This window comes from Variovorax paradoxus, assembly GCF_022009635.1.
Classification (GTDB): Bacteria; Pseudomonadota; Gammaproteobacteria; order Burkholderiales; family Burkholderiaceae_C; genus Variovorax.
In genome coordinates this window covers 4,681,182-4,693,671 of sequence record NZ_CP091716.1, presented here as the reverse complement: position 1 = coordinate 4,693,671, position 12,490 = coordinate 4,681,182, and the positions used below count along the sequence as shown (strand labels likewise).

Genomic DNA, 12,490 nt, shown 5'->3' with positions numbered 1-12,490 from the left:
CATCCACCAGGAGACGACAACATGAATCATCGGCAGTTTTCGCTGTTCCGCCTGCTTCGCATGGCGGCCTTGTCCGCGCTCTGCGCGCTCGGCGCCATCGCAGCACCCGCGCTGGCGGCCTACAACCAGAGCCTCACGCGCACGCTGGATGCCGGCCAGATCTACGGCAAGGCTGCGGCCAACAACACGCATGCCTTCCTCGGCATTCCCTTCGCGCAGCCGCCGGTGGGCAACCTCCGGTGGCGCGCGCCCCAGCCGCCCGTGCCCTGGAGTGGCTCGCGCGCTGCCACCACGCTGGCCGGCATGTGCGCGCAGGTCGGCAACCCCTTCGGCGAGCCCGACCCCGCCACTTTCGGCCAGCCCGTGGGCAGCGAAGACTGCCTCTACCTGAACGTGTGGCGCCCCAACTCCAGCGCCGACAACCTGCCGGTGTTCTTCTGGATCCACGGCGGCAGCAACACCAAGGGCACGGCGCGCGACCCCAGCTACGACGGCGCCTACCTCGCGCAGAAGGCCAACATGGTGGTGGTGACGGTGCAGTACCGCATGGGCATGCTGGGCTGGCTCAACCATCCGGCGCTGAAGACCGGCAACGCGCTCGACGACTCGGGCAACTTCACCACGCTGGACCTGGTGCGCGCGCTCGACTGGGTCAAGGCCAATGCCGGCGCCTTCGGCGGCAACCCCGGGCAGGTGACGGTGGCGGGCCAGTCGGCAGGCTGCATCAACACCTGGGGCCTGCTGCAGTCGCCGCTGGCGGCGGGCAAGTTCCACCGCGCGCTGTGCATGTCGGGCATTCCCAATGCCTATCCGCCGGTGGTGGGCACGCTGGCGGCCGAGTCGCTGATCGACAGTCTGCTGGTCGACACCGGCCGCGCATCGACCATCGCACAGGCCACGGCGCAGCGCGCGTCTATGAGCCAGGGCGACATCGCCGCGCTGCTGCGCAACGCCACGGCGGCGCAGATCATGAAGTTCACGCCCAGCCCGGTGGTGCCCGGCCACTTCACCGACGGCACGGTGATTCGCGCGAGCGGCCTGCCGGGCCTGCTGCTGGGCGACTACAACAAGATGCCGATCATGATCGGCTCGACGCACGACGAGGGCTCGTACTTCGCCTTCCTGTTCGGCATGGGCCAGCCGACGCAGCAGGAGTTCTGGAACCTCGCCAACTACGCGGCACCGGGCACCGTGACCTTCAACCAGCTCATCAAGCCCGAGTTCCGCCCCATCTACACGCAGACTCACGAGGCGCTGACCTATGCGCTGGACAACGTGATCGACAACGTCATCCGCGTGCTGCGGCTGCAGAACGGCGACATCTACCGCTACAACTACAACTGGGACGACACGCCCCAGCCCTGGAAGGACACCTTCGGTGCGTTCCATGCGATCGACGTGGCGGCGCTGTTCGGCAATTTCGTGACCGACCAGCCGAACTTCTCGCGCTTTGCATGGAGCACGGCCAACGCCTCCAGCCGCAAGGCACTGTCGGACAAGTTCATCGACTACACGGCCAGCTTCGCGCGCTATGGCGCGCCCACGCGGCTGTTCGACGGCAAGGCGCCGTGGACGGGTTGGACCAACTTCGTCTGCCTGCTGTGCAACAAGCGGATGATCTTCGACAACCAGTCGTACATGTCGCCCGACGACTACCTGTTCTTCTGGCCCCGCTATTCGCTGCTGTCGCCGCAGCAACGCGACTTTCTTTTCCAGCAGCTGGATTTCAACGCGCTGCCCGATTCGGTCGACCCGCTGCGCAGCGGGCCGCGCTGAAGCAGACCCCGCTACTGGATGATGCCGTGGCGCACCGCGTAGAGGACCAGCTCGGCGGTGCTGGCCACGCCCAGCTTCTCGAGGATGTTGGTGCGGTGCGTACTCACGGTCTTCACGCTGATCAGCATCTCTTCGCCGATCACTGTGAGCGACATGCCCTTGAGCATCATCAGCATGATCTGGTGCTCGCGCACCGTGAGGCGCTGATGGGCCGGGCGTTCGTCGCGGCCCTCGAGCTGGCCGCTGACCAGCGGCGCGGCGCGAGCGCTCAGGTACTGGCCGCCGGCCGCCACGCGGCGGATGGCGCGCACCAGTTCGGCGGGCTCGGCGTCCTTGGCAATGTAGCCCCGCGCGCCGCCCTGGATGGCGACCAGCGCGTACTGCTCCTCCGCGTACATCGACAGCATCAGCACCGGCAGTGAAGGCTGCGCCGCGCGGATCGACGCCAGCACTTCCAGCCCGTTGCGGCCCTCCATGTTGATGTCCAGCAGCACCACGTCGAAGCGGCGCTGGCGCACCTGGGCCAGCGCCTCGGCGCCGTTGGCTGCCTCGCCGGTGGTGCGGATGTCGGTTTCGTCCAGCAGCAGGCGCTGCAGCCCGGAGCGGAAGATGGTGTGGTCGTCGACCATGAGGATGTCGATCACCGGTGCGCCTCTTTCTTCCTCAGAGCAGCGGGGCGCGCAGCGCGAGGCGCGTGCCCCGGCCCGGTGCCGATTCGATGCGCAGCTCGCCGCCGATCTCTCTTGCCCGCTCGCGCATGCTCAGCAGGCCCAGCGCGCTGCCGCCGGGCGTGCGGGTGTCGAAGCCGCAGCCGTCGTCGTGCAGCTCCAGCACCAGCTGGGCGCCTTCCACGCGCAGCGTCACGCCCACGTGCGAGGCCTTCGAATGGCGCGACACGTTGGTCAGGCCTTCCTGGAAGATGCGGTAGACGGCCGTGGTGTGGCGCGGCAGCAGCCGCGGCGTGGCGGTGCCGGTGTCGAGCGCATGCGGCACGCCGGAGCGGCGCGTGAAGGCGTGCAGCTCGTTCGCCAGCGCCACCGACAGGTCGAGGTGGTCGAGCGCGCTGGGGCGCAGCGCCTCGGAGATCTGCTTGACCGTGTCGATGGTCTGCTGCGTGAGCGCGATCAAGTCCCGGGTGAGCGACTGCATCTCGGGGTTTTCTGCGCGGCGCTGGATGCGTGTGGCGTCCATCTTGATGGAGGTCAGCATGCCGCCGAGCACATCGTGCACGTCGCGCGCCATCGCCAGGCGCTGTTCTTCCAGCTTGTTGGCGGTGTAGGCGGCCAGCGCCTGCAGCTGCTCGCGCGAGCGCTTGAGCTCTTCCTCGTTGCGCACGCGGTCGGTCACGTCCACGCCGACGCCCATCACCGCGGGCCGGCCGCGATAGGTGATGCGCGTGCCGTGCACCTCCACCAGCCGCACGCTGCCGTCGCGGTGCAGTCCGCGCGTGATGAAGTGCATGCTGGGCGGCTGCTCCGCCAGACGGGCGCGGATGCGCGAGCGCACCACTTCCAGGAAGTCGGGCGGCACGATCTGCGCGAGCGACATGCCTGTGGCTTCCTGCACCGTGTAGCCCGCAATGGCGGCCCAGGTGGCGTTGCAGTAGACGAAGCAGTCGTCCTGAATGACATAGATGCCCGCGACCATCTGCTCCACGATGGTGTGGAAGGGCATGTCCGGCAGGCTGTTGTCTCGCTCCAGGTCTGTCACTTGTTCTTTGAGGGGGCGGATGGCGGCTTCATGATAGGGCGACGGCCTGCCAGTGGCCGTGCAATGAGCGCGCCCTGCGGGTTTGCGAGACGCGGGGTTGCCCGAAGGCGTTGCCGGAAATGTCCGATGGCGGCCCCCAGGCATGCGGGGTGGCGGCTGACACGCGGGCGCTGCCCGCGATGCGAGCATCGAGGCTCGACTACCAAATTTGGAGGATCACCCGATGACCAGAAAAATCATGATCGCGCTTGCCGCATCGCTCACCTTGCTCGCCGCCGGCACCGCCAACGCCCAGATCGGCAAGGCCGCATCGGACGCGACCGATGCCGCCAAGCACAAGATCGACGAGAAGCGCGCGGACAGCGACGCCAAGAAGAGCGGCCCGGTGGGCAAGGCCGTGAACAACGTCAAGTCGGGCTATCACAAGAACCGTTCGAAGAATTCGGCCGAGAAGGCGAAGAAGGCCCTGAAGGACGCGGGCTGAGCCTTCGTCAGGCCTGACGCGGCTGGATCAGCGGATCGAGTTCCGCGCGCAGCTGCCTGATGGCGATTTCATGGCGCAGCGTCTGCGGCCCCCGGCCGTAGGTGCCGGCCTTGCGGATGAGCCGCAGCTGTTCGCGCTGCAGCCTCGTCTTGAGCCGCCTGGCGCGCCAGCCGTAGGTCCAGCCCATCTCGCGGCGCACCTTGTAGCGTTGCATGGGCGCGCCCAGCCGCACCCATTCGTCGTCGCTGATCAGTTCGCGCTCGGGCACGAAGACGGCCGCGAGCGCATGCAGGTAGGTGCCGTTCTCGCGCGCGGCCACATGCCAGATCAAACCGGCCGCAATCATCACGGGGATGCCTTTGACGAACAGCAGCACGGCCATTTCGCCGTAGCCGTTGTCGAACAGGTCTTCCAGGAACGGCGAGTTCCAGATGAAGTGCATTGCCCACGCAAGCGCGAAGGCCAGCAGCGCCGCCGCCACCCGCACCACCATCGGCCGTTCGGGGTGCAGCAGGAACCAGGCGATGCCGAAGGACGCGATGGTGGTGTAGGCCGCATGGCTCCACAGCCCGCTCATGAGCCCGCGGGTGAGCAGGTTGAGGAACACCGGATAGACCTGGTTCTCCAGCGGAAAGTGCATGGAGGCGTTGACGGTGTAGCTCAGGTTCTCGATCACCTGGAAGCCCAGCCCCGCCAGCGCGCCGACGATGAGCACCGAGAGGTAAGTCTGGAACTGGTTGCGCGCGACCAGCACCAGCAGGATGACGCCCGCGATCTTCAGGAACTCTTCCGTGATCGGCCCGGCGATGGCCGGCCCCCACACCGCCACGAAGTCGGGCGATATGAGCTTGGCGCACAGGCTCTGGATCGCGATGTTGGCCGGCGCCGCGAAGTAGACCGCGCCCATGCCGCCCCACGCGAAGGCCAGGATGAACGCCTCCGGCGGGTGCTGCTCGAGCAGGTCCAGCGTGCGAAAGGCCGCCAGGAAAAGCAGCGTGTAGAGCCCCCACACCAGCAGCCCCAGGAAGGCCGTGACGGGCACCACGCGGAAACCCATCGAGAACATGCTCACCGTGTAGAACAGGCCGTTGACGATCAGCGCCGCCAACACCCAGAACGCCGCGCGCTGCGGCTGGAAGAAAGAGTCGGTGCCGACCGGCCATGCGGCCTGGTCCTTGTCGAAGATCGGGGCGTTGATGCTCATTCCTTTGGTGCTTCCAGGTCCATCGAGTCCAGCATGGCACGGGCATCCGCCAACGCATCGTCGAGGCCGTCGTTCGGGCCGTAGAAGTCGATCTGCACGAGCGACTTGCGCCGCAGGTCGACCACCTGCCAGAAACGGCCCGCGAGCTTGGAGCCGTAGTAGGCGAAAGTCTTGCCCTGCAGGCCCCAGGAGGTCACGAAGTCGGACACGTCGCCGTCGATGGTCAGTCCCTGGCCGCGCTCCATGAGCCGCTGCTGCCGCACCAGGGGCCCGTCGGGACCGCCCGCCCAGGGCTCCGTCGTCACCAGGAACTTATGGCCGCCCTTGAGCAGCATCAGCGACCGGCCGGCCTTGGAGCGCGCGACGTCCATCTGCCATCCATCGGCCGGCACGAAGCGCGCCTGGCCTGCGTCGATGGTTTCCCCCGCGGCCAGCGGCCGGGCGCCGGGGGTGTGGCGATCCCAGAAGGTCAGGCCGCCGACGTAGGCGGCAATGGCGAGAAGAACCGCGAGCGCGCCGGGCCAGGTGCGGTAGGGGATTCGGCGGGAGGGCTCGTGCATGGCTGGATCGTGCCATATGGTTGCACGAGGTTCAGGGCGCTGGTGCGTCGATGAGTGCGCTTCGAACGAACTCGAGCATCCGTGCCCACGAGTCGCTTCGCGCCCAAGCCGTTCCTTCAGGCGTGCCGCCCGCGATCATTTCTTCCCCGGACACGGGATGCCTGAAATTCAGCGTGGTCGTCGGCCCGTTGGGCCAGCCGATGCTGTGGCCTGCGTTCTCGTAGCGCAGGTGTTCGGCGCGGTGGCGGAAGTTGTTCCGTTGAAAGCGCCGGACGGCGAATTCCGTCAGTTCTGTCGATGGCCACAACTGGTCGTCGAGGCCGGAGATCATCAGTACCGGGCCATTGATTCTTTCCACCGCGATGCCGGTCCGTTCCTCTGCGGAATAGCTGCCGGAAAACGGCAGCTCCTTGCCGCCCAGCGTCCAGGCGCTGAAGCCGTTCTCCGGGTACGCGCCATGCACGATGCCGCTGGGCACATACGCGACGACAGCGCGGATGACCGGATGGTTCGCGCCGAGCAGCAACGCCAGTTCGCCGCCGCGCGAGACGCCGATCACGCCGATACGATCTGCCATAACTCCCGGCTGAGTCGCCAGCCACTGCAGCGCGGTGCCGAAGTATTCGAGGGGGATGCGATCCAGCGTGGGTGGCAAACCCTCGGCCGCGAAGTAGGCCAATGCCAAGGTCACATAGCCGTGGGATGCCATCAGCGCGGCCATCTCGTGCGACTACTCGATGCCGCCGCCTGAACCTCCCAGTACCAGCAACGCCGGGTGCGGGCCCGCACCCGGCGGCTCGAACAACTTGCCCACGAGTCCGTTGGCGTCGACTGCCCGCGAAGTCACGCCGGTGCCCAGGTACACGCGCCGGATCGCATGGGAGATCGAATGCCGGCCATCCGTGCTTTCGGCCGTCAGCGTAGTGGTGAGCGGGTCGTCGCTCAGGCCCGGCACCGCTGCGGCACGCTCACCGGTGATCGGTACGCGGGACCAGAACAGTCCCATTGCATCCACGTTGCCATACGAGCCCGAGATCGGCGCCTGCGCGAGAAGGTCGATCACGCCGGAGGCGTCCGCCTCGAAGGTGGCTTCGGAGAGGAACACCGTGTCCTTGAAGCGATTGCCGAGCTTCAGGACGACCGCCTCGCCGGGCACGGCGCCTCGAACGCGGATCTCCAGCGATTGGTCCACGAGGCATTGCGTTGGCAACGGATCGAACTTCATCATCTGTTCGTGGCTCCCTTGCAGTTCAGGATCGCGGCCCGCGCAGCTTCGCGATGCCGAAGCCCACCACCACCGCCGCGCAAAGAAAGGCCGGCAGCGTCAGCCACACCGACCGCGTGTACCAGTAAGTACCCAGGCCGGCGCCAGCCGCAACGAAGATGCCGACCCATTCGAGCAACGGATCGAGCCAGCTCTTGGGCTTGGCGGGCGTTTGCGCGGGTCGGGGCGCGGCTGGATCCTGCCTCGGCTTCTTCCTGTCGGCCTGCGGGAAGAGACTCTTCAGTGCCTCCGTGGGCCAGGGCCCCGCTTCGGTCGTCCCGGTGCCGGCCAGCAGCCACACGGGGTTCGCGTCATGCCGAGACAGGTCTTTGGCCAGCTGCTTCATCTCGCCGCTCGCCGCATCCGGCCCGTCGATGGCCGCGAGACTGGCGCGCAGCCATTGCTCGCTGTCGGCTGCGTCGGGCAACCCGCTGGTTCGCAGCAGCAGATGGTCCGCGAAGCCATGCGCGATGAGTTCCGTGAAGCCGTCGTAGATGGGGCGGTAGCGCTCGCCGACCGCGGTCACGATGGCTTCGCGCCGGCTTGCCAGCCTTGCCAACGCAGTTCGCTTGTCCGTCACGAGGTAGGGGTAGGTGGCCTCCGCGCCGAAGTCGTCCATGCACTCCGCGCGGTCCACGGTGGCGTCTTCGTCGTCGATGTCGTACTCGTCGATGAACTTCGCGTGCCGGATGTCGTCCGCGCTGAAGAGCGCGCGCCAGAACAGCGGAAAGAACGCGTTGGCCTCCAGTTCGCCGCCGTGGCCGAAGAAGCCGCGCCACTCGTTGCGGCTGCCTTCGGGCATGCGGGGCAGGCTGGAGCTGGACAGGAAGACGGGGTGCGACATGGATTCCTTTCCTGGTGGCGGCGCGAGGCTGCGTAGATTACTTTCTTGTCATCGGCTTGTCAGGCGATCCGTGGGCGGGCTTTCTAGAGTGCGGCGGGGGCGGGCATTTCGCCCGTTCATGGCAAGACAACGCAAGAGAAAGAAGGAAGACCATGGCACGCATCAGACTCCGCATTCCCGCCGTCGCGGCGCTGCTCGCATTGGCGGCCGCCGGCGCAGCCGCATCGGGCACGCATGCAGGCGGTCACGACGCCGCCGCCGACAGCGCGATCGGCAAGCCCGGCGTGGCCGGCAAGTCAGTCCGCACGATCAATGTCGACATGACGGACAACATGCGCTTCACGCCGTCCGACATCAGCGTGAAGCAGGGCGAGACGGTGCGCTTCGTCGTGCGGAACGTGGGTGTGCTGAAGCACGAGCTGGTGCTGGGAACCGGCAAGGACCTGCGCGCGCACTACGAGGCGATGATGAAGAACCCGGAGATGGAGCACGCCGATCCGAACATGGTCACGCTGGCGCCGGGCAAGACCGGCGAGGTGCTCTGGCAGTTCACGCAGGCCGGCAAGGTCGATTTCGGCTGCCTGCAGCCGGGCCACTACGACGCCGGCATGAAGGGCGCGGTGAGCGTGGCGAAGGCCGGCCGCTGAACCGCCGGCCCGGTGCTCAGCCGCCGATGGGCGAGCACAGTTCGACCAGCGTGCCGTCGGGGCAGCGCACGTAGGAGACCACCTGTCCCCAGGGCTTGGAGACCGGCGCCGAAAGCTCCGATGCACCCGCCGCGATGGCACGCGCATGCGCCCCGGCGACATCGTCCGTGACGAAGCCCAGTTCCATGCCCAACGGCTTGGCCGAGGCCGATGCAGCCACATGCCCTTGCGGAAAATTCGATTCGGCAAGCTCGTGCGCGGCGAAGGCGAGGGTGGTCTCGCCGGTCGCGAGTTCGCCATAAGTGTTCGATTCATGCAGGAACCTGCGCGCGAAACCGAAGGCCTGTTCGAAGAACTGAAGCGATTGCGCGACGTCTGGAACGTAGACGATGGTGTAGCCGAATTTCATGGATGCCGAATGCGCGGATGCGCTGTGGAGTGAAGCAGGCAGGCACTCTATCCGCAGCCGGTTCGCATAAGGATTTCAACCCTTCTTCATGCTGCATTAACCAACCCTTCATGTTTTTCGACAGTCTCGTTTATCGAAGCTAGATTGCGCGCCGATGCCTCGTCGGGGCATCGAAACGCAACACTCGATAGGGACGGATTCATGAAGATTTCTGATTGTCGATGGCTCTGGCGCGCGATGGCGCCGTCGCTGGTTTTCGCCGCGGGGCTCGCGGGCTGTGGAGGTGGTTCGTCGGGCACCGCCATCATTCCGGTGCCCGTTGCCGTGGGCGGCTCCACGCCGCCTCCGGCCGCGCCGCAGGTCAATGAAGGCACGGTGCGCAAGTGGGGCTATCTCACGCTGCCCGACGGCAACAAGATGCGATACACCGTGCTGCTGCCGCGCGCGACCGGCACCTTCCCGGTGCTGATCGAATACGACGGCTATGGCTCCGGCGTGGTCGCCGACGAGGCGCCGAATTGGGTGCCAGAGGGCTATGCGGTGATGGGCCTGAACGTGCCCGGCACGGGCTGCTCCAGCGGCGACGACCAGGTGTTCGACGCCACGGTCGGCGCGGCCGGTGCGTTCGCGGTCGAGTGGGCAGCGCAGCAGCCGTGGTCCAGTGGCAAGGTCGGCATGGTGGGCTATTCGTACCCGGGGTACAACCAGCTGTGGGTGGCGGCGCAGCGGCCCAAGGGCCTGGTGGCCATTGCGCCAGGCAAGAACGTGACCGACCCGTACCGCGACGTCGGCTATCCGGGCGGCATCCAGAACATCGGATTTCCGGCGGCATGGTGGGGGCGCTTTCCCGACATCTGGCGCACATCCGCCGAAGACGCCGCGCGGCTGGACGGCGACACCGAGTGCGCGCGCAATGTGCGCGACAACATCGAGAAGATCAAGCGCCCCGACCTCGACCTGGTGAACTGGCTCGACAACGACCCGCACTACGGCGCGCGCTATGCGAAGAAGAGCGCCATCCTCGTGACGGGCAACATCGACATACCGACGCTGGGCACGCAGTCGTGGCAGGACGAGCAGGTAGGCCCGCGCATGGGCTACTACGAGGACACCATCGCACCCGAGAAGATGTGGCTCATCAGCTCCAACGGGCTGCACGGCACGAGCGATTTCTCCGCCTACATGCGCGACGTGCAGCGGCGCTTCTACGCACACTTCCTCAAGGGCGAGAACAACGGCTTCGAGCGAGAGCCGCATGTGCACCTGCTGCAGGAAATGCAGGAGACCGTCGGCGAAAAAGACAGCTTGACACTGGTGCACACGGCCGCCGCCACCTTCGACCGGCTGCCCGTCAAGACCCGGCCCATGCGCCTGTGGCTGCAGCCCGGCGGACAGTTGACCGACAAGGCTCCGGCCGACGACCGAACGCCTTCGAGCAGCTACGCCTATCCCATCGAAAGCCCGGCGGTGAACGACCAGGACAAGAGCAGCTGGGCAGCCGTGAGCGCGCCGGAGGGCCAGCAGGTCTTCACCACCGCGCCGCTGCCGCAGGACCTGAGCTTCTATGGCGAAGGCTCGGCCGACCTGTACCTGAGTTCGACCGCCACCGACACCGACCTGCAGGTGAGCCTGTCCGAGGTCCGACCCGACGGCATGGAGATGTTCGTGCAGCGCGGCTGGCTGCGCGCGTCCAAGCGGCAGCTCGACGACGCCAAGTCGACCGTGCTGCGGCCCACGGGCGACTTCACCGCCGCCACCGTGAAAATGCTGGAGCCCGACACGCCGGTGCTCATGCGCCTGGAGCTGCAGAAGTTCGCGCATGTGTTCCGCGCTGGCTCCAGCCTGCGCGTGACCATCGACACGCCTTCGCAGACCGGCTACTGGGTGTTCGGCATTCGCCAGACACCGGCGACCAACCGCATCTGGCACGACACCGCCAGGGCGTCGAGCATCGTGCTTGGCCACGTGGCGTATCCGCACGCGCCGGGCCTTCCGACATGCGGCATCGTGCAGCAGCAGCCCTGCCGCAAGAACGAGATCGCGGTGCCTTCGGGCGTGGGGCCTAAGCCGCCGGTGTGAACCGCGGGAGACCGGGAAGATCGACTGCCTTGCACCGCCGGATCACCTCGGCGAAGCAGGGCTCGAACACCTGGTTGGCGGCTTCCCACTTGCCGTGTTCCCGCAGGTAGGCTGGCAGCAGTTCGTCCAGCTCGGCCCACACCGCCGTTTCGTCGACGGTGTGCAGCCGGCCGCCCTGCGAGACGACCCGGCCGCCCACCATGACGAGTTCGACCGAGCTGCCGTTCTCGCAATACACAAGCTGCCTGGCGATGTCGTTGCGTGGCCTGAAGTTGTCGTTGTCCATGCCCAGCATCAGCAGGTCGGCGGCCTTGCCGACCTCGAGCGAACCGGTCGTGTCGTCGAGCAGCGCGGTGCGCGCGCCGTCGATGGTGGCCATCTTCAGCACCTCGGCTGCGACCGGCCATTCGGCCGCGTCGGAGGCTGGGCCGTTGTGCATCAGCGCGGCGAAGCGCATCAGGTCGAACACGCGCGCGCTGTCGTTCGAAGAAAGGCCGTCGGTGCCCAGCCCGATGCGCACGCCCGCATCCAGCAGCTTGCGGATCGGCGAAAGGCCCGAGCCCAGCTTCAGGTTGCTCAGCGGGTTGTGCACCACGGTGCAGCCGGCTTCGCCCATGCGCGCGACATCGGCGTCGGTGAGCCAGATGGCATGGGCCAGCGTGGCGTGGCGGTCGAGGATGCCGATGTCGTGCATGTGCGCCACCAGCGTCTTGCCGTAGAACATCTGGCCCGCCACGGCCTGCACCTTCGTTTCGAGCAGGTGTGTGTGCAGCGGCACGCCGTGCCGCACCGCCAGCGCGTGGCAGGCCTGCAGCATGTCGACGGTGCAGCGCTGCGGCGCCGAGGGCGTGATGGCGAAGCGCAGGCGGCCATCGGCTTGCCCGTGGAACTGCCTGAACGCCTCTTCGCAATACGCCGTGTAGTCGGCGGCCGTGGTCGGCGCGCCGAATTTCAGCTGCGCGCTCAGGTGTTCGGGGAACAGCTCGTGGCCGAAGGGCGTGGAGTCGAGCACGGGCGTGTTGAGCACCGCGCTCGACACGTTGACCCGGATGCCCGCGTCGCGGTACGCCTGGAACACGATGCCGAGCCGGTCGATGCCGTGCGCCATCGGGTCGAAGAAGTCGTCGCACAGGGTGGTCACGCCGCTTTTCAGCGACTGCATGGCGAGCAGCAGCGTGCGCAGGTACAGCAGCCGGTCGGGAATGGGGCCGCCGCCGAGGTAGGTGTAGGCATACAGCAGCCAGGTTTCCAGCGGCATGCCTTCGTAGCGGCCCTTGAAGAAGGTCTCGCTCGAATGCGTGTGCGCGTTGACGAGGCCTGGCATCAGCAGCTTGCCGTGCGCCTCGACGAGCGTGCACACCGGCGGCACGGGCAGGCCGGGGCCGATGGCTTCGATCCTGCCGTCCCGCAGCAGCAGGTCGGCATGCACGGGCTGCGTGCCTTGCGGGCCGGCCATGGTCAGTACCTCGGCGCCGCGGATCAGGGTGAGGGCTGGCGTGGTCGTCATGTGCTG

The 12,490-nt window shown here is 67.1% G+C and carries 13 protein-coding genes; 4 read left to right on the top strand and 9 right to left on the bottom strand.

Going from position 1 to position 12,490, the window contains the following annotated elements; genetic code table 11:
• The first annotated feature begins 21 nt into the window (after window positions 1-21).
• Window positions 22-1,776, top strand: coding sequence for a carboxylesterase/lipase family protein (locus L3V85_RS21805; RefSeq protein WP_237674788.1), 1,755 nt, complete (start codon window positions 22-24; stop codon window positions 1,774-1,776).
• Between the two features lie 11 nt (window positions 1,777-1,787).
• Here L3V85_RS21805 and L3V85_RS21800 read toward each other — a convergent pair whose 3' ends face one another.
• Window positions 1,788-2,420: a response regulator gene (locus L3V85_RS21800; RefSeq protein ID WP_237674787.1), complete on the bottom strand. Its 633-nt coding sequence runs from the start codon at window positions 2,418-2,420 to the stop codon at window positions 1,788-1,790.
• A gap of 19 nt (window positions 2,421-2,439) precedes the next feature.
• Window positions 2,440-3,486 carry a PAS domain-containing sensor histidine kinase gene (locus L3V85_RS21795; RefSeq protein WP_237674786.1) on the bottom strand — a complete coding sequence of 349 codons (1,047 nt, stop codon included), beginning with the start codon at window positions 3,484-3,486 and terminating at the stop codon, window positions 2,440-2,442.
• 223 nt (window positions 3,487-3,709) lie between these two features.
• Between L3V85_RS21795 and L3V85_RS21790 the strand changes: the two genes are divergently transcribed.
• A complete protein-coding gene (locus tag L3V85_RS21790) occupies window positions 3,710-3,970 on the top strand; it encodes a hypothetical protein (RefSeq protein ID WP_237674785.1) in 261 nt (86 codons plus the stop codon).
• A 7-nt stretch (window positions 3,971-3,977) separates the two neighbouring features.
• On the opposite strand, the gene L3V85_RS21785 is transcribed toward L3V85_RS21790, so the two are convergent.
• Genes L3V85_RS21785 through L3V85_RS21765 form a run of 5 tightly spaced genes read right to left on the bottom strand, consistent with a single transcriptional unit; the run spans window position 3,978 to window position 7,842 of the window.
• Window positions 3,978-5,174: a PrsW family intramembrane metalloprotease gene (locus L3V85_RS21785; RefSeq protein ID WP_237674784.1), complete on the bottom strand. Its 1,197-nt coding sequence runs from the start codon at window positions 5,172-5,174 to the stop codon at window positions 3,978-3,980.
• Window positions 5,171-5,734 carry a hypothetical protein gene (locus L3V85_RS21780; protein WP_237674783.1) on the bottom strand — a complete coding sequence of 188 codons (564 nt, stop codon included), beginning with the start codon at window positions 5,732-5,734 and terminating at the stop codon, window positions 5,171-5,173. Before L3V85_RS21780 ends, L3V85_RS21785 begins: the two co-directional genes overlap by 4 nt.
• 31 nt (window positions 5,735-5,765) lie before the next feature.
• Window positions 5,766-6,455 (bottom strand): acyl-CoA thioester hydrolase/BAAT C-terminal domain-containing protein, encoded by a 690-nt coding sequence (locus L3V85_RS21775; protein ID WP_237674782.1) that lies wholly within the window; start codon window positions 6,453-6,455, stop codon window positions 5,766-5,768.
• A gap of 9 nt (window positions 6,456-6,464) precedes the next feature.
• Window positions 6,465-6,962, bottom strand: a complete 498-nt coding sequence (locus tag L3V85_RS21770) for an acyl-CoA thioesterase/BAAT N-terminal domain-containing protein (protein WP_237674781.1) — start codon at window positions 6,960-6,962, stop codon at window positions 6,465-6,467.
• Between the two features lie 22 nt (window positions 6,963-6,984).
• Entirely contained in the window at window positions 6,985-7,842 is an 858-nt protein-coding gene (locus tag L3V85_RS21765) for a hypothetical protein (protein ID WP_237674780.1), read from the bottom strand.
• Between the two features lie 152 nt (window positions 7,843-7,994).
• Between L3V85_RS21765 and L3V85_RS21760 the strand changes: the two genes are divergently transcribed.
• Window positions 7,995-8,489, top strand: coding sequence for a cupredoxin domain-containing protein (locus L3V85_RS21760; RefSeq protein WP_237674779.1), 495 nt, complete (start codon window positions 7,995-7,997; stop codon window positions 8,487-8,489).
• A gap of 16 nt (window positions 8,490-8,505) precedes the next feature.
• Here the strand turns inward: L3V85_RS21760 and L3V85_RS21755 are convergent, their stop codons facing one another.
• Window positions 8,506-8,898: a VOC family protein gene (locus L3V85_RS21755; RefSeq protein ID WP_237674778.1), complete on the bottom strand. Its 393-nt coding sequence runs from the start codon at window positions 8,896-8,898 to the stop codon at window positions 8,506-8,508.
• Window positions 8,899-9,099: 201 nt separating this feature from the next.
• Here L3V85_RS21755 and L3V85_RS21750 point away from each other — a divergent pair, with 201 nt between their 5' ends.
• The gene (locus tag L3V85_RS21750) at window positions 9,100-10,977 is read left to right on the top strand and encodes a CocE/NonD family hydrolase (protein WP_237674777.1); all 1,878 of its coding nucleotides are present in this window, start codon (window positions 9,100-9,102) and stop codon (window positions 10,975-10,977) included.
• Here L3V85_RS21750 and L3V85_RS21745 read toward each other — a convergent pair.
• Window positions 10,961-12,484, bottom strand: a complete 1,524-nt coding sequence (locus L3V85_RS21745; protein ID WP_237674776.1) for an amidohydrolase family protein — start codon at window positions 12,482-12,484, stop codon at window positions 10,961-10,963. The two genes, L3V85_RS21750 and L3V85_RS21745, sit on opposite strands and share 17 nt — an antisense overlap.
• Window positions 12,485-12,490: the final 6 nt, after the last annotated feature.